General features: G+C 74.6%; 23 protein-coding genes. 10 read left to right on the forward strand and 13 right to left on the reverse strand.

Going from position 1 to position 24,651, the window contains the following annotated elements; genetic code table 11:
* Positions 1-14 precede the first annotated feature (14 nt).
* Genes AMIR_RS09915 through AMIR_RS09925 form a run of 3 tightly spaced genes read right to left on the reverse strand, consistent with a single transcriptional unit; the run spans position 15 to position 4,371 of the window.
* Positions 15-956: a carbohydrate ABC transporter permease gene (locus AMIR_RS09915; protein WP_015800817.1), complete on the reverse strand. Its 942-nt coding sequence runs from the start codon at positions 954-956 to the stop codon at positions 15-17.
* Positions 953-1,951, reverse strand: a complete 999-nt coding sequence (locus AMIR_RS09920; protein WP_015800818.1) for an ABC transporter permease — start codon at positions 1,949-1,951, stop codon at positions 953-955. Before AMIR_RS09920 ends, AMIR_RS09915 begins: the two co-directional genes overlap by 4 nt.
* The gene (locus AMIR_RS09925; protein ID WP_015800819.1) at positions 1,948-4,371 is read right to left on the reverse strand and encodes a beta-xylosidase/alpha-l-arabinosidase; all 2,424 of its coding nucleotides are present in this window, start codon (positions 4,369-4,371) and stop codon (positions 1,948-1,950) included. The genes AMIR_RS09920 and AMIR_RS09925 overlap by 4 nt, the downstream gene beginning before the upstream one ends.
* Positions 4,372-4,623: 252 nt before the next feature.
* Between AMIR_RS09925 and AMIR_RS09930 the strand changes: the two genes are divergently transcribed.
* Positions 4,624-5,661, forward strand: coding sequence for a LacI family DNA-binding transcriptional regulator (locus AMIR_RS09930; protein ID WP_015800820.1), 1,038 nt, complete (start codon positions 4,624-4,626; stop codon positions 5,659-5,661).
* Between the two features lie 158 nt (positions 5,662-5,819).
* Positions 5,820-6,803: an acetylxylan esterase gene (locus tag AMIR_RS09935; protein ID WP_015800821.1), complete on the forward strand. Its 984-nt coding sequence runs from the start codon at positions 5,820-5,822 to the stop codon at positions 6,801-6,803.
* Positions 6,804-6,830: 27 nt separating this feature from the next.
* Here AMIR_RS09935 and AMIR_RS09940 read toward each other — a convergent pair whose 3' ends face one another.
* Together AMIR_RS09940 and AMIR_RS09945 are read right to left on the reverse strand one after the other, a co-directional pair.
* A complete protein-coding gene (locus tag AMIR_RS09940; RefSeq protein ID WP_015800822.1) occupies positions 6,831-7,520 on the reverse strand; it encodes a Clp protease N-terminal domain-containing protein in 690 nt (229 codons plus the stop codon).
* Positions 7,521-7,582: 62 nt separating this feature from the next.
* Positions 7,583-7,945, reverse strand: a complete 363-nt coding sequence (locus tag AMIR_RS09945) for a DUF2203 domain-containing protein (RefSeq protein WP_015800823.1) — start codon at positions 7,943-7,945, stop codon at positions 7,583-7,585.
* A gap of 138 nt (positions 7,946-8,083) precedes the next feature.
* Between AMIR_RS09945 and AMIR_RS38935 the strand changes: the two genes are divergently transcribed.
* Positions 8,084-8,947 (forward strand): hypothetical protein, encoded by an 864-nt coding sequence (locus AMIR_RS38935; protein ID WP_143760683.1) that lies wholly within the window; start codon positions 8,084-8,086, stop codon positions 8,945-8,947.
* Positions 8,948-8,985: 38 nt separating this feature from the next.
* On the opposite strand, the gene AMIR_RS09955 is transcribed toward AMIR_RS38935, so the two are convergent.
* A complete protein-coding gene (locus AMIR_RS09955; RefSeq protein ID WP_015800825.1) occupies positions 8,986-9,531 on the reverse strand; it encodes a TetR/AcrR family transcriptional regulator in 546 nt (181 codons plus the stop codon).
* 279 nt (positions 9,532-9,810) lie between these two features.
* Between AMIR_RS09955 and AMIR_RS09960 the strand changes: the two genes are divergently transcribed.
* The 3 genes from AMIR_RS09960 to AMIR_RS09970 all read left to right on the forward strand — a co-directional run bounded on the left by AMIR_RS09960 (position 9,811) and on the right by AMIR_RS09970 (position 11,754).
* Positions 9,811-10,254 carry a hypothetical protein gene (locus AMIR_RS09960; RefSeq protein ID WP_015800826.1) on the forward strand — a complete coding sequence of 148 codons (444 nt, stop codon included), beginning with the start codon at positions 9,811-9,813 and terminating at the stop codon, positions 10,252-10,254.
* A gap of 16 nt (positions 10,255-10,270) precedes the next feature.
* Positions 10,271-11,002, forward strand: a complete 732-nt coding sequence (locus AMIR_RS09965; protein ID WP_015800827.1) for an aminoglycoside 3'-phosphotransferase — start codon at positions 10,271-10,273, stop codon at positions 11,000-11,002.
* A gap of 92 nt (positions 11,003-11,094) precedes the next feature.
* On the forward strand, positions 11,095-11,754 hold the full coding sequence (locus tag AMIR_RS09970) for an HAD family hydrolase (RefSeq protein ID WP_015800828.1): 660 nt from the start codon (positions 11,095-11,097) through the stop codon (positions 11,752-11,754).
* Between the two features lie 43 nt (positions 11,755-11,797).
* Here AMIR_RS09970 and AMIR_RS09975 read toward each other — a convergent pair whose 3' ends face one another.
* Positions 11,798-12,388 (reverse strand): DUF3618 domain-containing protein, encoded by a 591-nt coding sequence (locus tag AMIR_RS09975; RefSeq protein ID WP_015800829.1) that lies wholly within the window; start codon positions 12,386-12,388, stop codon positions 11,798-11,800.
* Positions 12,385-12,798, reverse strand: a complete 414-nt coding sequence (locus AMIR_RS09980) for a phage holin family protein (protein WP_015800830.1) — start codon at positions 12,796-12,798, stop codon at positions 12,385-12,387. Before AMIR_RS09980 ends, AMIR_RS09975 begins: the two co-directional genes overlap by 4 nt.
* Before the next feature lie 97 nt (positions 12,799-12,895).
* Between AMIR_RS09980 and AMIR_RS09985 the strand changes: the two genes are divergently transcribed.
* On the forward strand, positions 12,896-13,816 hold the full coding sequence (locus AMIR_RS09985) for a YihY/virulence factor BrkB family protein (protein WP_015800831.1): 921 nt from the start codon (positions 12,896-12,898) through the stop codon (positions 13,814-13,816).
* A gap of 40 nt (positions 13,817-13,856) precedes the next feature.
* Here the strand turns inward: AMIR_RS09985 and AMIR_RS09990 are convergent, their stop codons facing one another.
* The 5 genes from AMIR_RS09990 to AMIR_RS42660 all read right to left on the reverse strand — a co-directional run bounded on the left by AMIR_RS09990 (position 13,857) and on the right by AMIR_RS42660 (position 20,188).
* Positions 13,857-14,903 carry an alcohol dehydrogenase catalytic domain-containing protein gene (locus AMIR_RS09990; protein WP_143760684.1) on the reverse strand — a complete coding sequence of 349 codons (1,047 nt, stop codon included), beginning with the start codon at positions 14,901-14,903 and terminating at the stop codon, positions 13,857-13,859.
* A complete protein-coding gene (locus AMIR_RS09995; RefSeq protein ID WP_015800833.1) occupies positions 14,900-16,204 on the reverse strand; it encodes an aspartate aminotransferase family protein in 1,305 nt (434 codons plus the stop codon). The genes AMIR_RS09990 and AMIR_RS09995 overlap by 4 nt, the downstream gene beginning before the upstream one ends.
* Positions 16,204-17,760, reverse strand: a complete 1,557-nt coding sequence (locus AMIR_RS10000) for a trehalose-6-phosphate synthase (RefSeq protein WP_015800834.1) — start codon at positions 17,758-17,760, stop codon at positions 16,204-16,206. The genes AMIR_RS09995 and AMIR_RS10000 overlap by 1 nt, the downstream gene beginning before the upstream one ends.
* A gap of 74 nt (positions 17,761-17,834) precedes the next feature.
* Positions 17,835-18,719: an SDR family oxidoreductase gene (locus AMIR_RS10005; RefSeq protein WP_143760685.1), complete on the reverse strand. Its 885-nt coding sequence runs from the start codon at positions 18,717-18,719 to the stop codon at positions 17,835-17,837.
* Positions 18,720-19,033: 314 nt separating this feature from the next.
* Positions 19,034-20,188: an MFS transporter gene (locus tag AMIR_RS42660; RefSeq protein ID WP_143760686.1), complete on the reverse strand. Its 1,155-nt coding sequence runs from the start codon at positions 20,186-20,188 to the stop codon at positions 19,034-19,036.
* Between the two features lie 231 nt (positions 20,189-20,419).
* Between AMIR_RS42660 and aroB the strand changes: the two genes are divergently transcribed.
* From aroB to AMIR_RS10025, 3 genes are read left to right on the forward strand one after another with little or no spacing between them, the layout of a single operon-like run.
* On the forward strand, positions 20,420-21,568 hold the full coding sequence (gene aroB, locus AMIR_RS10015) for a 3-dehydroquinate synthase (protein ID WP_015800837.1): 1,149 nt from the start codon (positions 20,420-20,422) through the stop codon (positions 21,566-21,568).
* A complete protein-coding gene (locus AMIR_RS36875; RefSeq protein WP_015800838.1) occupies positions 21,565-23,544 on the forward strand; it encodes a TIM barrel protein in 1,980 nt (659 codons plus the stop codon). The genes aroB and AMIR_RS36875 overlap by 4 nt, the downstream gene beginning before the upstream one ends.
* Complete coding sequence (locus AMIR_RS10025) at positions 23,541-24,647, forward strand: sugar phosphate nucleotidyltransferase (protein ID WP_015800839.1); 1,107 nt, start codon at positions 23,541-23,543, stop codon at positions 24,645-24,647. Before AMIR_RS36875 ends, AMIR_RS10025 begins: the two co-directional genes overlap by 4 nt.
* Positions 24,648-24,651: the final 4 nt, after the last annotated feature.

The following is a 24,651-nucleotide window of genomic DNA, read 5'->3' on the forward strand; positions in this document are numbered from 1 at the left end:
CGGGTGAGAGCGCGCTACTGCTTGACCGCGCCGAGCATCACGCCCGACACGAAGAACCTCTGGACGAACGGGTAGACCACCAGGACCGGCAGGACGGTGAGCACCATCGTCACGGCCTTGATGTTCGCCGACACCTGCGCCACGTCGGCCGACCCGCCCGCGCCGACCGCGTCCGCCCCGGAGGCCCCGGCGATCATGTTCCGCAGGTACACCGTCACCGGGAACAGGTCGGCCCGGTCGAAGTACAGGAACGCCCCGAACCACGCGTTCCAGTTCGCCACCGCGTAGAACAGCACCATCGTCGCCAGCACCGCCTTGGACAGCGGCAGCACGATCCGCAGCAGCACGCCGTAGGCGCTCAGGCCGTCGACGACCGCCGCCTCCTCCAGCTCGGACGGCAGGTTCTCGAAGAACGACTTCATCACCAGCAGGTTGAACACGCTGATCGCGTTCGGCAGCACCACCGCCCACAGCGTGTTCTTCATGCCCAGGCTGGAGATCAGCACGTAGTTCGGGATCAGGCCGCCGTTGAAGAACATGGTGAACACGGCGATCCCGATCAGCAGCCCGCGCCCCTTGAGCCGCCGCTTGGACAGCACGTAGGCGTAGACCGTGGTCAGCGCCATGGCGATCGCGGTGGCCACCACCGTGTACACCACGGTGTTCAGGTAGCCGTTCCAGAACGCCGGGTCCGCCATGACGAACCGGTACGTCTTCAGGTCGAACCCCTGCGGCAGCAGGTTCACCCGGCCCGTGCGGATGGCCTGCTCGTCGCTGAACGACTGGGCCACGATGTTCAGGAACGGGTACAGCGTCACCGCGACCACGCCCAGCAGCAGCGCGGTGTTCACCACCCGGAACACCCGGTAGCCGGGGCTGTCGTCGAGCCCGCGCGGGGCCGCGCGCACGAGGGGCTTCTCCAGCTCCCCGGCCTTCTCGGCCAGATCCGGCGTCACCACAGGCTCGTCCCCACCGCTCGGCGCGAGATCGCGTTCGCGGACAGGATCAGCACCAGCCCCACCAGCGCCTCGAACAGGCCGATCGCGGCGGCGTAGCTGAAGTTGTTGGACACCAGGCCCACCCGGTACAGGTAGGTCGACACCACGTCGCCGGTCGGGTAGGTCAGCGGGTTCTGCAGCAGCAGGATCTTCTCGAACCCCACCGCCATGAACGTGCCGGTGTTCAGGATCAGCAGCGTCACCATCGTCGGCCGGACGCCCGGCAGCGTGATGTGCCAGGTCTGCCGCCACCGGCTCGCCCCGTCGATCCGGGCCGCCTCGTACAGCTGCTCGTCCACGGTCGTCAGCGCGGCCAGGTACAGGATCGTGCCCCAGCCGACGGTCTGCCACACCTCGGACGACACGTAGATCGTGCGGAACCAGTCCGGGGCCTGGATGAACGGCACGGCGTCCGCGCCGAACAGCCGGGTGACCTGGTTGACCGTGCCCTCCACGGACACCAGCTGCATCACCATGCCCGCCACGATCACGATCGACAGGAAGTGCGGCAGGTACGCCACCGTCTGCACGAACCGCTTGAAGTAGCGCGAGCGCACCTCGTTGAGCATCAGCGCCAGCACGATCGGCAGCGGGAAGCAGAACAGCAGGGTCAGCGCGCCCAGCACGACGGTGTTGCCGAACACCGACCAGAAGTTGGGGTCCTTGACGAACATCTCCACGTACCGCAGGCCGACCCACGCCTCGCCGAACACGCTGCCGCCCGGCACGAACCGGCGGAACGCGATCACGTTGCCCAGCATGGGCAGGTAGCGGAACACCAGGAAGAACAGCAGCGGCAGCACGGCCAGCGAGTACAGCTGCCAGTCCCGGCGCAGCGCCCGCCGCCAGGTCTCCCGCCTGCCGGCGGGCCGCCTGCCCGGCCACTTCCCGCGCCTCGGCCTCGCCTCGGCCACCGTCTCGGCGACGAGGGCGGTCTCCGGTGCGGCGGTCATGCCCCCGCAGCCTCTCCGGCCGCCGCGCCCGCGAGCGCCCCCGGCGCGCCTCCCGACCCCGCCGGCTCGACCCGCTCCGGCGCGCCGCCCGACCGCACCGGCTCGACCAGCGCCGTCGCCGTCCACCGCCGGGTCGCGTGCGCCACCTCGCGCACCCCGCCCACCAGGTCCACCACCAGCTCGCCGTGCACGTCCGCGCTCGACCGGGACACCCGCAGCCGGATCTCGCCCGGCTCCACGACCACCCGCCCGTCCAGCCCGGTGAACGCGGCCACGTCGGCGGGCACGGCGAGCACCACCCGCGCCGCCGCCCCCGCCACCAGGTCGACCTTCGCGAACCCGACCAGCCGCACCACCGGCCGCGTCACCGACGCCACCGGGTCGTGCAGGTACAGCTGCACCACGTCCGACCCGTCGACCCCGCCGGTGTTGCGCACCTCCAGCTCCACCCGCACCTCGCCGTCCACCGGCCACTCCGCCGCCGACACCACGGGCTTCGACCAGGTGAACCCGCCGTACGACAGCCCGTGCCCGAACGGGAACGCGGGCGTCGGGTCCACGGTGGACACCCCGGTGCGCCGTCCCAGCGGCGCCGACAGGTACGTCCCCGGCTGCCCGGAAGGATCGGCCGGGATGCTCACCGGCAGTCGTCCGGACGGGTTGACCGCGCCGGTCAGCACCTCGGCGATCGCCCGCCCGCCCAGCTGGCCGGGGAAGAACGCCTGCACCGCCGCCGCCGACCCCGCCACCAGCTCGCCCACCGCGTACGGGCGGCCGGTGATCAGCAGCAGCACCACCGGGGTCCCGGTCGCCAGCACCTCCCGCACCAGCTCCGCCTGCACGCCCGGCAGGGTCAGGTCGGTCGCGTCGCAGCCCTCGCCGGACGTGCCGCGCCCGAACAGCCCGGCCCGGTCGCCCACCGCCACCACGCACACGTCCGCGTCCCGCGCCGCCGCCACCGCGTCGGCGAACCCGGACCGGTCGTCGCCGTCGACCGCGCAGCCCACCGCGTGCGCCACCTCGACACCCAGCCCGCGCAGCCCGTCCCGCACGGTCGGGATCTCCAGGCCCAGCCCGGCGTCCGGGTGGTGCACGCCGATGTGCGCGGGGAACGAGTAGCAGCCCAGCATCGCCATCGGGTCGTCCGCCAGCGGCCCCACGAGCGCGACCCGCGCGGACGGCCGCAGCGGCAGCGCGCCGCCGCCGTCGGCCAGCAGCACCACCGACTCGCGCGCCAGCTCCAGCGCGATGGTCCGCGAGCCGGCGTCGTCCAGCTCCAGCGAGTCCACCGACTCGGGCAGCGGCGACCAGTCCGGGTCGAGCAGTCCCAGCTCCGCCTTCTGCGCCAGCACCCGGCGCACCGCCCGGTCCACCAGCTCCTCCGGGACGTCACCGCGCGAGACCGCGCGCAGCAGCGGTTCCCCGTAGCAGCGCACGGTCGGCAGCTCGACGTCGATCCCCGCGCGGAGGGCGAGCGCGGCGGCCTGCTCCTCGTCGCCCGCGACGCCGTGCAGGGTCTGGAGGAACTTGATCGAGAAGTAGTCGGCGACCACGGTCCCGGTGAAGCCCCACCCCTCGCGCAGCAGCCCGGTCAGCAGCCCGGCGTCGGCGGCCGAGGGCACGCCGTCCAGCTCGCTGTAGGAGTTCATCACCGACCGCGCGCCGCCGTCGCGCACCGCCATCGCGAACGGCGGCAGGACCACGTCGGCCAGCTCGCGCGGCCCGATGGACACCGGTCCGAGGTTGCGGCCCGCCCGCGAGGCCGAGTAGCCCGCGAAGTGCTTGAGGGTGGCCACGACCCCGGCGTCCTCCAGCCCCCGCACGTACGCGGTGGCGACCACGCCGACCAGCAGCGGGTCCTCGCCGATGGTCTCCTCGGTGCGCCCCCAGCGGTAGTCGCGGGTCACGTCCAGCACCGGCGCGAGCCCCTGGTGCACGCCCGCCGCCCGCATGGACGCGCCGATCCGCCCGGCCATGGCCCGGACCAGCTCCGGCCGGAACGAGGCGCCCCAGGACAGCGGGGCCGGGTGCGCGGTGGCGCGCCAGGCGGCGAACCCGGTGAGGCACTCCTCGTGCACCAGTGCTGGAATGCCGAACCGGCTGGCGGCGGTGATCTGCTCCTGCGCGGAGGCCAGCGACCGAGCGCCGAGCACCGGGTCGACCGGCCTGGTGCCGAACGGCCTGGTCAGCTGGCCGAGCCCGGCGGAGATCACCTCGGTCCAGTCGACGGGGTCGCCGGTCAGCTCGGACTGGTGCGGCGCGACGTCCCCGCCCTCGGGGTCGGCCCCCACCCAGACGCCCACGAGCTGGGCGAGCTTCTCGCGGAGCGTCATGGCCGAGAGCAGCGCCCCGACCCGATCGGCCACCGGCAGGCGCGCGTCCCGCCAGGGGGAGCCACCGTCCGCCGTCCTGTTCGCCATCGACCAGGTACCTCCGCTTCACGTCCTCGTGAATGGCCGAAACTATCGAAAGCTAGCCCGACATACCGGCCCGGTGGGCAGACCGTAAGACCCGTGATCCACCACGTCAACACCCCGTGACCCGTTTGCTTCCAGGGCATTCCTCGGCATTCTGTGGCCATCCGTTGGCAAAAGGAGTCGGAAGCTCTACGCTCTGGCCCCGAAACTTTAGGTCCGGCGCGTGCCGGGCGACTCGGCCGAACGGGGTACCGCATGAGCACGTCGCCCGCACCGGACCCGGAGCCCGGCCACCCCGCCTCGATCACCTCGATCGCGGCCGAGGCCGGGGTGTCCGTCCCGACCGTCTCCAAGGTCCTCAACGGAAGGCCCGACGTGGCCGCCGAGACCAGGGCGCGGGTCGAGGGCCTGATCGAGCGCAGCGGCTACCGGCGCAGGCGCGCCCGCCAGTCGTCCCGGCCCGCGCTGGTCGACCTGGTGTTCCACGAGATGAACTCGGTGTGGGCCACGCAGATCATCCGGGGCGTCGAGCGCGCCGCCGCCGAGGAGCGCGCCGCCGTGGTGCTGTCCGAGCTGGGCGGCGCGCACCGGCCGCCCGGCGAGTGGTTCGACGACCTGCTCGCCCGCCGCCCGCTCGGCGTGATCCTGGTGCTGGCGGAGCTGGACGAGGAGCAGCGGGCCCGGCTGACCGCGCGCAGCATCCCGTTCGTCTTCGTGGACACCGCGGGCGAACCGCCGCCGGGCGTGCCCACCGTCGGTTCCACCAACTGGGCGGGCGGGCTGGCCGCCACCCGGCACCTGATCTCGTTGGGGCACGAGCGGATCGCGGTGATCTCCGGGCCGACCACCGTGCTGTGCAGCCGGGCCCGCGTCGACGGCTACCGCAGCGCGCTGGAGTCCGGCGGCATCCCGGTCGCGCCGGAACTGGTGCGGTACGGCGACTTCTACGTCAACGGCGGCTACTCGCACGGCATGGACCTGCTCACCCGCCCCGACCGGCCGACGGCCATCTTCGCCGGGTCGGACTTCCAGGCGCTGGGCGTGATGCGCGCGGCGGGCGAGCTGGGGCTGTCGGTCCCCGGCGACCTGTCGATCGTGGGCTACGACGACCTGCCCGTCACCGAGTGGATCGGGCCCGGCCTGACCACGGTCCGCCAACCGCTGCCCGAGATGGCGGCGACGGCCGCGCAGATGGTGTTCACGCTGGCGCGCGGCGAGCGGCCCGCCGTGGAGCGGATAGACCTCGCGACGGAGCTGGTGGTGCGCCAGAGCACCGCGCCGCCGCGCGGCTGACCCCGGCAGCCGGAGCCGCAGTCGGACCCGCCGCCGGAGCCCACCCCGTTGCCGGAGCCGAACCCGCTGCCGCAGGCCCCCGTCGGACCCGCCCCGCCGCCGGACCGCCGATCCCCGCCGCCGCCCGCCACCGCCACCGCACCGAGAGGACAAGCGCCGTGCCCCTGTTCGACCTCCCGCTCGACCAGCTGCGCGACCACCGGCCCGACGTCCCCGAGCCCGCCGGGTTCGACGCCTTCTGGAAGTCCACCATGGACGACGCCCGCTCGCGCGAACCGCTGCTGTCCCTGGACCCCGTCGACACCGGCCTGACCCTCCTGCGCACCTGGGACGTCGCCTTCACCGGCTTCGGCGGCCACCCGATCCGCGCCTGGTACTCCCGCCCGCACGGCGACGAACCGCTGCCCGCGGTCGTGGAGTACCTCGGCTACGGCCGGGGGAGGGGTCTGCCGCAGGAGCGGCTGCTGTGGCCGTGCGCCGGGTACGCGCACCTGCTGGTCGACACGCGCGGTCAGGGCGGCCAGCACGGCAGCGGCGGCGACACCCCCGACCCGGTCGGCTCCGGCCCGTCGACGCCGGGTTTCCTGACCAGGGGCGTCGAAGATCCGGAAACCGCTTACCTGCGCCGGGCGCTGACCGACGCGGCCCGCGCGGTGGACGCCGCCGCCGTCCTCCCCGGCGTCGACCCGGCCCGGATCGCGGTGGTGGGCAACAGCCAGGGCGGCGGGTTCGCCATCGCCGCCGCCGGGCTCAGCGGCGGCGCGTCCGCCCTGCTGGCGAGCGCGCCGCTGCTGTGCCACATCGCCCGCAACGTGCTGATCACCGACGCGCACCCGTACGGCGAGATCGTCCAGTACCTCTCGGTCCGCAGGCACCTCGCCGAGCGCGCCCTGGACACCCTGTCCCACTTCGACGCGGTCCACTTCGCCCGCCGCACCACCGTCCCCGCGCTGTTCGCGACCGGGCTGCGCGACACCATCTGCCCGCCTTCGGGTGTGTTCGCCGCGTTCAACGCGCTGGCCGGGGACGACACCGAGATCGCCGTCTACCCGTTCAACCACCACGAGCACGGTGAGGCCGTGCACGCCGAGCGCCAGGTCCGCTGGCTGGGCGAGCGGTTCAGGCCAGCGCCAGCACGATGAGCAGCGCCAGCACCACCACCCGCGCGCTCACCCCCGCTGCTCCAACCTGCTGATCCGCTCCACCAGCGGCGCCAGCTCCCGCCGCACCAGCCCGGTCACGGCGGCGAGCGCGGCGTCCTGGTCGGTCGCGGGCGTGTTGGCGCGCAGCTGCTCGTACCCGCTCAGCGCGGCGGTCACCGCCCGCCGCACCGACCGCACGTCCGCCCCGGCCTCGCGCAGCGCCCGCCCGCCGCCGCCGTCGGGCTCGACGACCAGCCCGAGCAGCAGGTGCTCGCAGCCCACGTAGTTGTGCCCGAGCCCCAGCGCCTCCACCACGGCCAGCTCCAGCGCGCTCGCGGCCTCCGCGCTCCAGCTCGACCCCCCGGTGGCGCCGGGCCGCTCGGGGACGGCCCGGCGGAGCGCGGCGACGTCCACGTCGAGGGTGGGCAGCACGCGCAGCGCGAGGTTGTCGCCCTCGGACAGCAGGCCGTGCAGCAGGTCGGAGGTGCCGACCTCGCCGGTGGCGCGCCCGACGGCCAGCCGCAGCGCGCCCCGGAACCGGTCGGTGGCGCGGGCCCCGTCGAGCGCGGACAGGTCGGCGGGGTCGGTGGCGCGGATTGCGGCGACCCGGCGCGCGGACTGCTCCAGCGCGCGCTGGCAGATCGCGGAGACCGGAACGTTCAGCGCGCGCACGGTCTCGGCCAGGTCGTCCGGCAGGTAGACGTTGATCTTCGGCATGACGGCCTCCCCGTGGGGTCATAGTTATACCCCCACAGGTAACCCCACATGGGGTCACATCGTCAAGGGAGCCTGCGCCGCCCGGCGAACCCGATGTCGGCCCGGTGGTACCACTCCAGCGCCCGGTCGCCCTCCAACCAGCACAGCAGCACCGGGACGCCGTCCAGGTCGGCGGGGAAGTCGACCAGCAGCGGGGCGAACCCCTTCAGCTCGGCCCCGGTGTCCTGCACGGCGGTCATCAGCTCGTCCAACCGGGCCTGGGCCGCCTTCAGCTCGGGCAACCCGCCCAGCGGCGACGGCGAGCCCCCGTCGGCGCGCGAGGCGGCCAGCTCGGCGGCGTCGGCGCGCAGGGCGACGATCTCGTCGAGCACGGGCATGAGGGCGGTCAGCTCGGCCTTGGCCTCGTCCACGGTGAACAGTCCCACCGGGGCAGCCTAACCACGCGCGCCCGACCGCCCGCCCCGGCCGCCGTCGGCCCCCGTGCCGTCCGACCGGCCGGTAACACCGCGCGCCCATGGCCGATGGTCGTGGTGGAACCATTGCGGAACGAGGGGGAGCGGAACGTGCGGGAGAACTCCAGCCAGGGCGTCTGGTTGTTACCGGGGAACCTGCCGGTGCCGCTGACGGGGGTCGAGCAGCACCAGGACGTCCTCGCGGCCTACGACGCGCCCCCCGGCGGGCACAGCGAGGTCCAGGTCGAGCTGGTCGTCCTCGCCCCGGCGGTGGGGGCGCGGACCGTCGAGGCCAGGATCGGGGGCAGGCGGGTCGGCCAGCTGAACCCGGCGATGTCCCTGCGCTACGCCGGGCTGCTGGAGCGGGCGGCGGCCAGCGGGGTGCGGCCGGTGTGCGAGGCGAAGGCCAAGCGCGGCCGGTTCGGCATCGAGCTGACCGTCATGGTGCCCGCCGACCCGGACTCCCGGCACCCCGGCGCCGGGGCCCCGAAGCCGCCGCGCGCGGCGCCTCCCGCGCCCGCGGCGAGGTCGCGCAAGCCGCTGTGGATCTCGGCGGGGGTCGTGCTGGCGCTGATGATCGCGGCGCTCGCGGTCAACGCGCGGCAGCAGAGCAGCCAGGCGGGGAGCGTCGCGCCGCTCGTCACCTCCAGCTCGGCCGCGCCCACGACGACCACGACGTCGTCGACCGCCCCGGTGACGACGACCGCTCCGGTGACGACGACCGCTCCGGCGACCGCGGAGGAGCTGATCCCGCCGGTCTCGCTGGTGGTCCCGCCGCTGGGCGGCACCTCGGCGGCCCCGGTGAACGACGGCTGCCACCCCAACTACGCCGACGCCTGCGTCCCGATCGCGGACGACGTCGACTGCGCGGGCGGCAGCGGCAACGGTCCGGCGTACGTGCGGGGGCCGGTCCGCGTGGTCGGCGCCGACGTCTACGACCTGGACCGCAACAGCGACGGCGTCGCCTGCGAGTGAGCGCTCGGCGAGGTCCCACCCCCGGGGGTGGGACCTCGCTACGCCCGCAGCGCCGCGACCACCAGCCCCAGCACCCGCTCGGCCTGCCGCTCCCCGTCCGGGCCCGGCGGCACCCGCCACATGCCGCCCATCAGCAGCAGCACGTCGTCGGCCGCCAGCCCCTCGCGGAACACCCCCGCGCTCGTCCCGGCCGCCAGCAGCGCCGCGACCGCGGCGGACACCTGCGCGTAGGACTCGCTGACCAGGTTCTCCCGCGTGGCCGCGCTGAACGCCTCGCCCAGCCCGTGCTTGACCTTCACGTACCCGGCCAGCCCCGAGGCCCACCGCCGGAACGCCTCCTCGGGCCCGACCTCGGCCAGCAGCCGGGGAGCCCGGTCCACCAGCCGCTGCACCTCGTGCCGGTACACCGCGAGCACCAGCTCCTCGCGGGTCGGGAAGTGCCGGTAGAGCGTCCCCGCGCCGACGCACGCGCGCTTGGCGATGGAGTTCAGCGAGGCGCACCCGGACTCGGCCAGCGCGTCCCGCGCGACCTCCAGGATGCGCTCGCGGTTGACCAGCGCGTCGGCCCGTCTGGCAGGGGGCATGTGCGGACTCCTGGGGTGGTGGTGGGGGCGGAGAGCGCTCCGGTTCCGGGTCGGGCGGCCACAGGATACGGACAATTCGCCCAGAAGGGGGCCACCGGGGGGCGGCACGGCGCGGCGCGGCCGGGGGCCACGCGCCCGCCGGGGGACCCCCGTCCGAGCCGGGGTGAGCATCCCCACAGGCGGGCGGTCACGCAAGGTGCTTGTTGGGTCACCGAACGGTGTGGCAGGGTTCCCGACCGGATCGCTCGCGTCCGGCCGGGCGGAGTGAGGAACCAGCGCATGGCCGACGGCTTCACCGCCCTCTACCGGACCGGCTGGTCGCCCAGGCGCGTCGAGCGCCCCACCGCCTCGCGCGGCGTGGCGCCGGCCGACCCCGTGGTCCGCTGCGAGATCCGCCGCGTCGCGCCCGAGGCCGTCGTGGAGGAGTCCGCCCTGGACGCCGACCCCGACACCAGGGACCGGCTGATCACCCTCGTCCTCACCCAGGCCCGCCAGCTGGGCGACGCCCTCCTCGGCCTGGCCGTGGACCGCGGCGGAACCTCCCGCCCCCTGGACCTGGACGGTGTGGTCCTCGGCCGCCCCGTCCCCGTCGACCACGTCCCCGACCTGCTGATCCTGCGCCCCGAGGTGGCCGTCCGACACCCGGAGCTGTCCCGCTGCGGCCTGCGCGTCTGCGGCCCGTTCACCGCCTTCGACCCCGCAGGCCTCCTCGACCGCTTCTGACCGGCACACTGACCCCGTGGACGACTGGACCCCCGTGACCACCGGCCTGTCCGGCGCGCGGGTGCGCCGCAGCCCGGACGGCCGCCACCACCGCAAGACCTCCGCCGACGTCACCGCCCTCGCCGCCGAGCGCGACCGCCTGCTCTGGCTCGCCACCACCCCCGTCGGCGCGCCCGAGGTGGTCGACTGGTCCGACACCGGCGCCCTGGTCACCACCACCCTCCCCGGCACGCCCGCCTCCGACCTGCCGCCCACCGCCGTCCCCGCCGCGATCGCGGCCCTGCTGGCGTTCCTCGACGTCCTGCACGCCCTCCCGGACTGCCCGTTCGACCGCCGCCTCGCGATCACCGTCCCGGAAGCCGCCGCGCACGTCGCCGCAGGGCTGGTCGACGAGTCCGACTTCGACGCCCCCCGCCTCGGCCGCACCGCCCCCGACCTCCTGGACCTCCTGCGCGCGGGCCACGACCGGGCGGCGGCGCACGAGGAGCGGGACCTGGCGGTGTGCCACGGCGACTTCAGCCTGCCCAACGTCCTGCTCGACCCGGACACCCTGAGCGTCACCGGAATCCTGGACGTCGGCAGGCTCGGCCTGGCCGACCGCCACCAGGACCTGGCCCTGCTGGCCCGCTCGGCGGGCGACCCCGACCTCAACCCCGCCTACGGCGCCACCCCCGCCGCCCACGAGGTCCTCGCCCGCACCGACCCGTGGCGCGTGGACTACTACCAACTCCTGGACGAGTTCTTCTGACCCCCGCCGTCCACCAGGCCCCGCGCGCGACTGCGGGAACGCACACCGCCGCACCGCGCCGACCCGCCCCACCCTCACTACGGTGGGGACACGTGGACAACGACAGCACGTTCGACGCCGTCCTGTTCGACTTCTCGGGCACCCTCTTCGACGACACCGGCGTGCTCGACGCCCGTGGCCTCGCCGCCCGCACCGGCCTGCCCGAGCCGGAGGCGGCGACAACCCTGCGGCGGGTGCTCGCCCACGTCGACTCGCCGGCCTCGCTCAAGGCCCGCAAGGGCGGCGACCTGTCCGTGGAGGCGCACCGCGCGGTGTGGACGGGCCTGATCGCCGCGGCGGGACCGTTCCCGGACGGCGTGGTGGAGGCCGTCTACGCGGGTCTGACCGACCCGGCGGGCTGGCGCCCCTACCCGGACGCCCTCCCGGTGCTCACCGAGCTGCGCGCCCGCGGCCTGGGGCTGGGCGTGCTCAGCAACATCGGCTGGGACCTGCGCCCCGCGCTCGCGGCGGCCGGGGTGCTGGAGCTGCTCGACGTCGTGGTGCTCTCCTGCGAGCACGGCGTGGAGAAGCCCGACCCCGAGCTGTTCGCCGTCGCCAAGGAGCAGCTGCCCGGCCGGGTGCTGTACGTGGGCGACGACCCGGTCAAGGACGGCGCGGCCGTGCGCGCCGGGATGCCCGTCTACCTGCTGCCGAGCGAGCGCTCGGTGGACCGCCCGCGCGGCCTGTCCGCCGTGCTGCGCCTGGCCGCCTGACCACCAGCCCGGCGCGCCGCCCCTGGGCGCGCCGGGCCACCCCTCACCTGCCGCGCCGCGCCAACCGCCACACCAGCAGCCCCACCGCCACCACGCCCGCGATCACCGCGGCCGGGTGCTCCCTGAGGGCCCGGCGGGCGGGCGGCGGCAGCTGCTCGACCGCGTACGAGGCCCTGCCCCGCGCCTGGTCGGCCACGACCGCGGCCCGGTCCGCGACCTCCGCCGCCTTCACCTTCGCCTCGTCCGCGACCGCGCCGACCTTCACCTTGGCCTCGCCCGCGACCGCGCCGACCTTCTCCGCCGCCTTCTCCGCGGCCTCGGCGGCCTTGACCTTGGCCTCCCCGGCCAGCTCCTCCGCCTTCGCCCGCGCCTGACCGGCCACCGCGGCGGCCCCGTCGGCGAGCTCCTCCGCCTTCACCTTCGCCTCACCAGCCACCTCTGCCGCCTTCCCCTTGACCTCGTCCACCACGTCCGACGCCCGAGCCTTCACGTCCTCGGCCGCCTCCCGCGCCCGCGCGGGCACGTCCACCTTGTGCACCAGCGCCTCGACCGTGTCGCCCAGCTCCTGCCGGGTCAGCTGGATGTCGAGCTCCAGCTCCCGCCGGTTCTGCGGGATGCCTCCTGGCCCGGTCACCGGTGCGCCCGCTCGCTCACGGCGGCCAGGTCGCGCTTGACCCCGGCCACGGCCTGCTCGGGGATCGGCGGCGCGGCCCGCCGCAGCTGCCCGCGCCCGATCAGCGCCAGCGCCCCGGCCACCACGAACACCCCGCCCGCCACCACCAGCGCGGCGCCCCAGGCGGGCATGACCTGCGCCAATCCCAGGATCAGCGCGGCGACCAGCGCCATCACGCCGAACCAGGCCAGCACCCCGGCGCCGCCGAGCAGCCCGGCCCCGCGCCCGGCCTTCTTGCCCTTCTCCTGCACCTCCAGCACCGCGAGCCGGATCTCCTCGCGGGCGAGCCTGCTCACCTGCTCGCTCAGCCTGCCGACCAGCTCCCCGGTGGACGGGTCCGCCCGGTCGGTGGCGGCGGTGACCTGCTCCATGACCGTCTCCTCTCCCCAAGCCTCCATTCCGACTACCCCGGTCACGCCAGGTCAACCGTGTGGTGTGGGTGACCCCCGATCGGGCAAACCGCCGGTCATGGCCCAGTCACCCGCCGCGCCCACCGAGCTGCCCAAGCGGTCCTGGTGGGCCGTCCTCAAGCGCACCGCCGCCGAGTTCACCGAGGACGGCCTGATGGACCGCGCCGCCGCGCTGACCTACTACGCCGTGCTGTCGCTGTTCCCCGGAGTGCTGCTGCTCACCGGCTTGCTGGGGATCCTCGGCCCGGACGCCAAGCAGACCCTCGTGGACAGCCTGTCCGCGCTCGGCCCCGGCCCGGCGCGCGACATCCTCATCCAGGCGCTGGACAGCCTGCGCCCGTCCGTCGCCGGACCCGTCGCGATCTTCGGCCTGGCCACCGCGCTGTGGTCGGCCTCCGGCTACGTCGGCGCGTTCATGCGCGCGGCGAACGCCATCTACGAGGTGGACGAGGGCCGCCCGCTGTGGAAGGTCCTGCCGCTGCGCGTGCTGCTGACCCTCGGGGTCGTGGTGCTGCTCGCGCTGGTCGCGGCGGGCACGGCCCTCACCGGCGACGTCGCGGTGTGGGTGGGGGACCTGGTGGGCCTGGGCCGCGAGGCCGTCGCGGTGTGGGACCTGGCGAAGTGGCCGGTGCTGCTCCTGCTGGCCAGCGCCGCGATCGGGCTGCTGTACTGGGCCTCGCCGAACGTGCGCCAGCCGGGCTGGCTGTGGATCACGCCCGGCGGGCTGCTCGCGGTGCTGCTGTGGGTGATCGCCTCGTTCGGCTTCGGCTTCTACGCCACCCACGCGGGCTCGTACGACAAGACCTACGGGCCGCTCGCGGGCGTGGTGGTGTTCCTGGTGTGGCTGTGGATCTCGAACATCGCGCTGCTGCTCGGCGCGGAGCTGGACGCCGAGCTGGAGCGCGGGCGCCGCATGGAGGCGGGGCAGGCCGAGGACCACGAGCCGGTCGCCCCGCCCCGCGACACCAGGGCCATGTGATCCACCGGGGTGACCTGCCCCGGTGACCTACCGGGGTGACCTACCGGGTGACCACGACCTTGCCGAGCTGCCGACCCGACACCAGCTCCCGCAGCACGTCCGGCAGCTCGGCGAGGCGGGCCTCCCGCGTCACCAGCCGCTCCACGCCCAGCCGCTCATCGGCGACGGCCCCGATGGCGGTGGCGAAGTCCTCCGGCGCGGTCCCGTAGCTGCCGCCCACGACCACGGGGGAGCCCCGCCACACCGCCTCGACCCGCAGCTCGCCGCGCCGCACCGCGTCCAGGTCCACGTCCAGCCCGGCCAGCCGCTGACCGGCGCGGGTGCCGCCGTACAGCAGCACCAGACCACCGGGTCGCACCAGGTCCAGGGCCTCCACCAGCAGCTCGTCCACGACGAAGCTCGCCGCGACGACCACCGCGTCCGGCCGTTCGAGATCGCCCGCACCGTCCGCACCGTCCACAGCGGACAGCAGCACGCCCCGTTCCCGCAGGAACCCCAACCGGTCCGCCGACCGGTTCCGCAGCGCCACCCGCGCCCCGGCCCGCTCGGCGAGCGCCGCGATCAGCACCCCGGCGATCCCGGCCCCGAGCACGTGCACCGACCTCCCGGCGACCTCGGTCCCCAGGTGCCGCCGCACCGCGCCCAGGCAGTGCGCCGCGCACGCCGCCGGTTCCGCGAACACCAGCCGCCGCGCCGGAACCCCCTCCGGCACGGCGGGCAGCGCCAGCCGCACCTCCTCGGCGTCCCCGCGCACCCGCAGCCGGTCGGCGAACCCGCTGCCGCGCGTCACCGGCCGGTTCGGGTCCAGGCACACCCGCATCCCGGCGTGCAGCCCCGGCACGTCGCTCTCCACGACCCGCCCGACCAGCTCGTGCCCGAACTGCCCAGGCCCGCCCCTGGTGCCCGCGACCTCCTTGAGGTCCGACCGGCACACCCCCATCAGCTCCACCTCGACCAGCGCGCCACCGCCGGGCACGGCGATCCCGGCGACCAGCGCAGGCCCCTCCGCGCCCAGCTCGACCACCCGCCCGAGCGCGCCGGGGGCGGCGACCCCCGGCCCGACCCGGCCCGTCATCCCACCGCTCACAGCCCGTCCAACGCCTCTCCGAACCGGTCGGCGACCAGGTGCGCGTCCTCGACGCTCAGCACCAGCGGCGGTCGCAGCTCGATCACGTTGCCCTCGCCGTGCTCGGACACCCTGGTCACCACCCCGCGCGCGGCCAACCGCTCCTGCAGCGCGGTCGCCAGCCTCGGCGAGCGCGACCCGTCCGGCTCGGCCAGCTCCACCCCGAGCATCAGCCCGACCCCGCGCACCTCGTCCAGCGCCGGGTGCTCCAGCGCCCGCAACCGCTCCAGCAGCACCGACCCGGCCTCCCGCACGTGCGCCAGGAACTCCGGCCGCCGCACGATCTCCAGCGTCACGACGGCCGCCGCGGCGGACAGCGTGTGCCCGCCGTAGGTGAACCCGTGCATCGAGCGCGGCATCCCCACCAGCTCCTCGGTGGTGATGATCGCCGCGAGCGGCAGCCCGCTGCCGGTCAGCCCCTTCGACACGGTGATCACGTCCGGGGTGACGCCGAAGTGGTCGGCGGCGAACACGCTGCCGGTGCGCCCGAGCCCGGTCTGGTTCTCGTCGAACACCAGCACGATCCCGCGCTCGGTGCAGAACTCCCGCAGCCGCGCCAGGTACCCCGGCGGCGGCACGATGTTCCCGCCCACCCCGCTGATCGGCTCGACCACCATCGCCGCCACGCTCCCGGAGGAGGCGTAGCGCAGGAAGTCCTCGATCCGGTCCACGCACCACAGCCCGCACGAGTCCGGCGTCTTGCCGTAGAAGCACCGGTGGCAGTAGGCGTCCGGCACCCGCACCGCGCCCGGCAGGTGGTACGGGAACGGCTCGCGCATCCGCGAGGTCCCGTTGTAGCTGGCGGTCGCGATGGTCTGGCCGAGGTGGCCCCGGAACGGCACCACCACGTCGCGCTTGCCGGTGTGCCACTGGGCCATCTTGATGGCGCCCTCGTTGGCGGTGGACCCGCCCGCGCTGCGCAGGTTGACCCGGTCCAGCCCGTTCGGCGCCAGCTCCGCGAGCAGCTCCAGCACCCGGTTGGTCGGCGCGGTCTGGAACGAGGAGCTGGCGAACACCAGCTCGTCGGCCTGCCGCTTGACCGCCGCCACCACCTCGGGGTGGTTGTGCCCCAGCACGAGGTTGAACGTGCCGGACACGCAGTCCAGGTACTCGCGCCCCGACTCGTCCCACACCCGCACGCCCTCGCCGCGCACCAGCAGCGCGTCGCCGAGGCCGTAGTAGGCGGCGTCGTGCGCGGCCTGGCTGCCCTGCCGGGCGCTCTCCTGGCCGAGGTCGCCGGGCCTGGTGCCGTGCGCGGTCATCAGCGCAGCCCCAGGCTGGCCAGCTGGTCGTCCACCCACCGCTCCAGCGTCCACGGCCGCGCGGTGTCCCGCCGCACCTGCGCCGCCCGCGCCCGGTCCTCGCGCGGGGACAGCAGCCCGGCCGCGATCGCCTCGGCCTGCTCGGCGACGTCCTGCGGGTTCACCTCCCGGCACACCGGCCCGAGGATCTCCGCCGCGCCCGCCAGCTCCGACAGCACCACGTCCGCGTCCCGCCGGTTCACCAGCGGCGCCTCGAACACGCTCAGGTTCTGACCGTCCACAGTGGAGTTGAACACCAGCAGGTCGGCCCGCTCGAAGCAGCCGAAGGTGTGGTTCACGTCGTTGTCGCAGTGCGTGCGCACGGTGTCCGCGCCCAGCTCGGCGTTGGCCCGCTCGACCTCCTCCTCGACCCGGCGCACGTAGTCGGCGTTCGCGGGCACGTACAGCCGGTTGGGGTTCATCCGCACCAGCATCTTCGTCCCGCGCAGCTCCGGGTTGTCCTGCACGGCGCGGGTGAACGCCCGCACCGCCCGCCACCCGTTCTTGATCGGGTCGGTGCGCCCGGAGTGCACCACGAGCTTGGCGTCACCGGCCCACTCGGCGATCCCCGGCGGCAGCGCGGACTCCCGGCGCCGCACGGTCTCCGGGCTGTACCCGAGCGGCTGGGCGAGCACCCGCGTGGTGCGCCCGCGCCAGCGCACCGAGGTGCCCTCCACCTCGGCGTCCGGCAGCAGGTCGCTCACGCACGCCAGGAAGTTGCGCACCCAGCGGGCGCTGAAGAAGCCGATGACGTCGGAGGCGAGCATCCCCTCCAGCACGCTCGTCCTGACCTGCTTGGGCATGATCCGCCAGTAGTCCGCGGACGGCCAGGGGATGTGCACGAACAGCAGGATCGGCGCCTCCGGCCGCGCGGCCCGCACGTGCTGCGGCACCCGCACGAGTTGGTAGTCGTGCACCAGGAACACCGGTGAGTCCACGCCCTCGGAGCGGCGCAGCAGCTCGTCCGCGAAGTCCTCGGTGAAGCGCCCGAACAGTTCCCACACCTCGCGCGTGGACCCGTCGAACGTGGGCGTGGTCCACCGGTCCCAGCCGTAGTTGTTGCCCGCCCACATGAGCTCGGCGGTGAACAGGTCCTGCACGGCCCGGAACACCTCGCGGTCGTGCCGGATCTGGTGCAGCCGGATGGACCGCCCGGAGGGCAGCTCGACGACCGCGCCGTCCGGGTTCTGCTCCACCGCGCGGTGGTCGTCGTCGGTGTCGGCGCTGGCGATCCAGGACACGTCGAGGTACCCGGCCTGCTCGGCGACGACGTTCCCGGTGCCGCCGGGGGCGAGCCAGGCGCGGAGCTCGCCGGACTCGTCGGGCGCGTAGGTGACGACGGCGCGCTTGCTGGCGAGGAACAGGTGCTCGGCGCGGACGGGCGCGGGGGAGGCGTCGGGCGTGGCCCGCGCGCCGGCCTGGGTGGTGGGGGTGGGGACGGGGTGCCGGGTCGGGTGCTGGGCCGGGTTCGGGTTCGGGTTCGCTGCGCCGGTCGGGTCGGTGTGCTGCTGCGTCAACGGTCCTCCACTGCTCGGACTTCCTCGGGTCGTCCTGCTCCAGCTGGTCCTGCTCAGGGTTGCCCTTGCCCGCGTCAGCCCTCCTGGGGCAACCGGCGCGCGCTCACGTCCACCCCTTCCGGTGCCAACCCGGCCAGCTCGGGCAGCAGCGCCGCGCGCTCGCTGTGCAGGCAGGCGTTCTCGGGACGGCAGGCGTACGCGCTGTCCGCACGACGCACCGGCCGCAACAACCCCGCGTCCAACCCCTGCGCGTCGGCGATCCGCCGCGCCCACTCCAGCCGGCTGAGCCGATCGGGCCCCCCGAGGTGCAGCACTCCGGTGCGCCGGGCCCCCATCAACGCCACCACCCAGGCCGACACGTCGTCCACGTGCACGGGCGTGTTCCAGTGGTCCTCGGGCACGTCCAGCTCCCGCCCGTCCCGCAGGGCCCGCACGCAGGTGGTGGCGAAGTTCGGCCGCAACCCGTCCGGGTCCCACCCGTGCACCAGGCTGACCCGGAGCGCCAACGCGCTGCCCCGCTCCAGGAACGTCCGCTCAGCGGCGAGCTTCGCCGCGCCGTAGGCGTTCGCGGGCGAGACCGGGTCGGACTCCCCGCTGCTGGCCCGAGTCCCGTCGAACACGTTGTCGGTGGATATCAACACCACGTGCCGCCCCTCAACGGCGTCAGCGATGTTCCGAGCCCCACCGGCATGAGCCTCACGGGCGAGCTCGGGATTCGCCTCGCACCAGGTGATGTCGGATGGCCCGTGCACCACCACAACCCCCTCGGGCGCGAGCTCCGCAACAAGCTCCCGACAGGCCCTCCCATCCCGAACGTCCAACTCCCGCCAAGGCGCCCCACCAGCAGAAGCCGCCCCCGGCCGCCGCCGAGAGCACACCACAGCGTCAACACCACCAGCCCGCAGCCGCCCAGCGACCGCACCACCCAGGTACCCGCTCCCGATGACCAGCACCCTCATCACGTACCCCCGTTCCCACCCCACACGCTGCGGCCTCCCGCACCCTCCCGGCGGGCGGTGGGCGGGAAAGTGTGATCAAGCCTGTGAACAGCGAAAACGACGAGGGGGCGACTAGCGGTCATGCCCTCGGGAACCCCCAACCCCCACAAAACCCACCACACCCCCACCCCGTTCCCCCACCGCACGACCCCGCACCCGCCTTCCCGATGAACGGTCCGCTCAGTCGCACCCGATGAACGGTCCGTTCGCCCGTCCCACCACCGGCCCGTCGTACCTGCCCGTCGCGCCCGGCCCGCTCGTCCAGCCGCGCCTGCTCACCTGGCCGCGTCCGCCGAACCCCCGCCACCAACCTCGCCACCAACCCCATCCCCGCCAACCCGATCCGAGCGCCCCCCGCCCGGCTCCCGCACCACCACCGAAGCCGCCGCGACCACCAACCCGCCGCAAGCCAGCACCCCCAACGCCGCCGTCAACCCGATCCCGCCCGCCAACAACCCCACCAGCGGCGGGCTCCCCAGGAACCCCAGGTACGACACCGTCGTCACCGTCGCGATCGCCCCCGGCCGCCGCTCGTCGTCCACCGACGACCCGGCCAGCCCCATCAGCGTCGGAACCGCGGGCGCCATCCCCACCCCCGCCAGCGCGAACCCGGCCAGCGCCAGCAGCGGCGACAGCTCCAGCGCCGCCGCCAGCGACGCCACCCCGATGCCGATCGCCGCGAGCACCCCGCCGCCCATCACCAGCACCCGCCCGGAAACCCGGTCGCCGCGCCACTGCGCCACCATCCGCCCCACCGCGAGCCCCGCCATGTAGCACGCGGGCGCCGCGCTCCCCAGCAGCGGACCGGTGCCCATGCCCTGCTCCAGGTGCAGCGCGCCCCACTGCTCGACCGCGTTCTCCAGGAACAGCACCACCGCCGCCAGCAACCCGAACGCCAGCAACCCCGGCGCCGGCAACCGCCGCTCCGAACCGGAACCGGACCCCGAGGACCCAGACCCCGAACCAGACCCCGAAGCCCCGGCCCCACCCCCGGACCACCCGCCCCGGTCCACCGCCAACCCCGCGCTGACCAGCACCAGCACCGACACCACCACCAGCACCGGCAGCGGCGAAACCCCCTGCGACCGCGCGAACCCCACCGCGGGCGCCGCCAGCACCATCGCCAGCGGCGTCGCCGCGTGCACCCGGTTGAACAACCGCGTCCCGTCCCGAGCCTCCTGCGCCGCGACGGTGCTGTTCAGCGCCACCTCGATCGCCCCGGACGTCGCCCCCACCGCCGCCAGCGCCGCCCCGAACGCGAGCGCCCCCGACGCCAACCCCGGCAGCACGCAGGCCACCGCGAAAGCCACCAGCACCACCGGCAGCGTCCACTGCTTCAGCGCCCGCGCCAGCGGCGCCGTCAGCACCATCCCGGCGAGCGCCCCCATCGGGATCCCGAACAGCACCAGCCCGAATTCCGCGTCATCCACGCCCACGGCGGTTTTCAAGTCCGGCAGCAGGGCAGCCCATCCACCCCAGAACAATCCCCAGCTGGCCGCCGCCGCGATCAGCCCGAGCGACGAGGAACGACGTTGTGCGGTTACAGGCACCCGGTAACCCCCGATTGACCACGTAACGTTACGGATTTGTGGCCCCAACGTAACTCTGAGATGGTCGAGGTGCCAACACGTCCCCTTCTCAGGCGATCCCCGGAGGAGCGTATGGACAGTCCCGCTGGTTACCGGATCCACGACAACATCCCCCTTCCCGGCAACCTCGACCAGGTCGACGTCCACGTCACCCGCGACGACGACTACCGCATCCACGTCCTCCCCGACGTGGACCGCGCGGTCGACGCGCTGCTGACCGAGCTGGACGGTCGCCGCGCCGTCGTCATCACCGACGACGTCGTCGCCGACCTGCACGAGGGCCGCGTCAGCGCCGAGCTGGCGGCGCGCGGCCAGCTCATCGGCCGGACCGCGATCCGCGCCGGTGAGAAGTCCAAGTCCCTCACCACCGCGTTCGAGCTGATCGACTGGCTCGCCGAGGTGAACCTGGCCCGCCGCGACGTGGTCATCGCGCTCGGCGGCGGCGTCGTGGTCGACACCGTCGGCTTCGTCGCCAGCGCCTACATGCGCGGCGTGCCCTACGTGAACATGCCGACCACGCTGCTCGCCCAGGTCGACGCGGGCATCGGCGGCAAGGTCGCCGTGGACCACAGCGAGGCCAAGAACCTCGTCGGCGCCTTCTACCAGCCCAAGGCCGTCATCTCCTGCCTGGAGCACCTGCGCACCCTGGACACCAGGCAGATCCGCTCCGGGCTGGCCGAGGTGGTCAAGAAGGCCGTCATCGCCTCGCCCGAGCTGTTCGACTACATCGAGGCCAACGCCGACGACCTGCTGGCCTGCGCCTCGCCCGCCATCGACGTGCTCGTGCACGCGGCGGGCGCCATCAAGACCAAGCTGGTCGGCCGCGACCCGTACGAGATCGACCTGCGCCGACCGCTGAACTTCGGCCACACCACCGGCCACGCCGTCGAGACCGTCACGAACTACGGCCCGGTGCTGCACGGCGAGGCCGTCGCGTTCGGCATGGTCGTCGCGGTGGACGTGGCGCGGGCGCGCGGCCTGGTCGTGCCCGAGGTCGCCGACCGGGTCACCGCCCTCATCCGCCGCCTCGGCCTGCCGGTCGCGCTGGAGGAGCTGGGCGCGGTGCCGAGGGTGGACGACGTGGTGGCGGCGCTGCTGAAGATCCGCCAGATCCGGGACGGCAGCCTGCGCTTCGTGCTGCCGGTCGAGCTGGGCGCCACGGTGATCGCCGAGGACGTCACCGAAGAAGAGGTCCGGGCCGCGCTGGTGAGGCTGCGATGAGCCTCCTCGACGACTCCGGGGTCCGGGCGAGCCCGCTGTGGGCGGTGGACGCCGGCGGCAGCGACACCGCCGTCGTCGGCCCCGGCGGGCTGGCGCGGCGCGGCAGCGTCAACCCGGCCTCGTCCGACGACGCGGACGCCGAGTGGCGCGCGCTGCTCGCGGACCTGGCCGAAATCGGCGGCGCGGGCTGGATCGCCACCGCCACCCTGGACCCGGCCGCGCCGGACGAGGAGCTGGCCAGGCTGCGCGACCTCGCGCTCGACGCGGGCCTGCGCGGACCGGTGGTGGTGTCGAACGACGCCCTGCCGTGGCTGGTCGCGCTGGGCGGCCGGGGCGTGGTCGTGGTGTGCGGCACCGGGTCCGGCTTCCTGGCCTGCTCCGGCGACGCGCCCCCGGTGCGGGTGGGCGGCTGCGAGTACCTCGGCAGCGACGAGGGCAGCGCGTTCGACCTGGGCCTGGCGGGCCTGCGGGCGGCCGTGCGCGGCGCGGACGGCCGAGGCCCCCGCACGGCCCTCACCGACGCCTACCACCCCTCACCCGCCGCGCTCGCCCGCGAGCTGGCCGACCGGTCGCACCCCAAGGCGGCGGTCGCGGCGCTGGCCCCGCAGGTCTGCCGGGCCTGGGTCGACGGCGACGAGGTCGCGGCGGGCATCGTCGACCGGGCGCTCGACGACCTGGTCACCGGCGCGAGGGCGGCGGCCGAGGCGGCGGGCCTGCTCCCTGGAACCCCAGGGGCGCAACCCTTCCCGATCGCGGTGGGCGGGGGAGTGCCGCACGGCTGCCCGGAGTTCCTGGCGGAGCTGGAGATCCGCCTGCGCGCCACGCTCCCGGTCACCGAGGTCCTGCCGGTGGACGAGCCGGCCCGCACCGTCCGCGCCGCGCTCCAGTCCTGCGAGCGGGCAGGCGAGATCGTGCTGCCGCGCGCCATCGAGGACCACTCCGCCTGGCTGCTCGACCTCGCGAGGGTCCCGAGGCGACGGGAACCCGAAGTGTCCACAGTGGACCAAACCCCGTCCGCCCCGCCCGTCCGGCTCGGCCTGTGCCTGGCGTCCTGGGGCGGTTCGGGCCTCACGGCCGCGCTCGCGGCGGCGGCCGGCGCCGACGTGGTCGACCTGCCCACCGACACCACCTCGGGCCTGTTCGACGCGGTCCGCTGGCAGCGCGACCCCCGCTACCGGGAGGAGACCGCCGAGGCGCTGCGCGGCGCGCGCGTGGGCTGCCTGAGCAACAGCCGCGACACGCAGCTCCTGCTCGGCCCGCACGGCCCGCACACCGACCCGGTCCACCGGGGGACCGCCGAGGACAAGGCCGCCCACGCCAGGCGGCACGCCGAGGCCACCCTCCGCGCCGCCGCCGACCTGGGCGTCCCCCAGGTGCGGCTGATGCTCGGCGTCCCCGACCTGTCCCGCTGGTTGTCCTGGTGGCACAGCGACGTCTCCTGGTCCGACAACGTCGACCACTGGCGCAAGGCGGCCACCCCACTCCTCGACCTGGCGGCAGAGCTGGGCGTCACCGTCCTGGTCGAACCCCACCCCAAGCAGGTCGCCTACGACCCGGCCAGCGCCGAGGCCCTGCTCGACGCCACCGGGGACCACCCGGCCGACGTGCGACTGTGCCTGGACGTGGCGAACCTGGCGGCGGTCGGCCACGACCCGGTGGCCGCGGTCCACCGCCTCGGCGACCGGACGGCGGCGGCCCACGCCAAGGACCTCCAGCGCTGGACCGGACCCGGCGACCCGTGCGGCGCGGGCTGGTCCCGCTACGGCCCCGGCCCCGCGATCCGCTTCCGCACCCTGGGCGCGGGCGAGCTGCCGTGGCCCGCCATCACCGCCGCGCTGCTCGACGTCGGCTTCACCGGCGCGCTCTACGTCGAGCACGAGGACGCCCTCGTCCCCAGGGAGCAGGGCGCGGCCACCTCGGCGCGCCTGCTGCGCGAGCTGCTCCCGCAGTCCCGTCCGCAGGGGAGGACCTGGTGACCGCCGACGTCCGCGCCGCCCTGCTCGCCGGAGGTCTCGGCGAGCGCATGGGCAGGCTCACCGACCACACCTGCAAACCGCTGGTGCCGTACGCGGCCTCGTGCAGGCTGGTCGACTTCAGCGTCGCCAACGCGGTCCGCTCGGGCATCCCTGAGGTGGTGCTGATGTCGCTGCACCGCGAGCGCGACCTGATCGACCACCTGCGCCGCAACTGGGACGGCAACGGCCTGAGGGTCCACTTCGGACCGCACGACGCCCTCGTCCGCTCCGGCCACGACGGCCCGCTGCCGGAGCGCCCGCCGGAGCGCGGCACGGCGGACGCCCTGCTGGCCAACGCGGAGCACGTGTTCGCGCCGGGCGCGCGGGACGTCCTGGTGCAGCACGCCGACCACGTCTACGACCTGGACTACGGCCCGATGGTCGCGGCCCACCGGGCGGCGGACGCGGACGTCACGATCGGCGTGCAGCGCATCGAGCGCCGCTACGTGTCCCTGTTCGGCATGGTCGAGGTGGACGACGCGCTGGCCGTGCGCAGGCTCGTGGAGAAGCCGGAGAACCCGACCTCGGACCTGGTGTTCACCGCGTTCTGCCTGTTCAAGGCGGACGTGCTGGAGCGGGTCCTCGCCGAGTTGGACGCGCAGCCGCAGGACGCCTGGCAGCACGACATCAGCCGCGACGTCCTGCCGCACATGATCGCGCAGGGCCACCGCGTCCTGGCCCACCCGATCTCCTGCTACTGGGCCGACATCGGCACCGTCGCCCGCTACCGCGAGGAGCACCTGAAGCTGCTGACCACCCCGTCCCCGCTCCCGCTCGACGCACTGCCCAGGACCCTGGCGGGCGAGCCGCCGCGCTTCGACCCGCTGACCGGCAGCCTGCTCCCGCACCGCCTCCCGGACGGGGTGGACCTGCGCGGCGTCGACCTGCGCGACAGCGTCGTGTTCCCCGGCGCGGTGGTCGAACCGGGCGCGCTCGTGCACGGCTCGGTGCTCCTGCCCGGCGCGGTCGTCCCGGCGGGCGTGGAGGCCAGGGACACCGTGGTCGACGACCACCTGGCCGAGTCCAGGGAGGGAGTGACCGCCCTGGAACCGGCCAACCGCTGACGAC

Origin of the sequence: Actinosynnema mirum DSM 43827, from assembly GCF_000023245.1 — a bacterium.
Lineage (GTDB): Bacteria > Actinomycetota > Actinomycetes > Mycobacteriales > Pseudonocardiaceae > Actinosynnema > Actinosynnema mirum.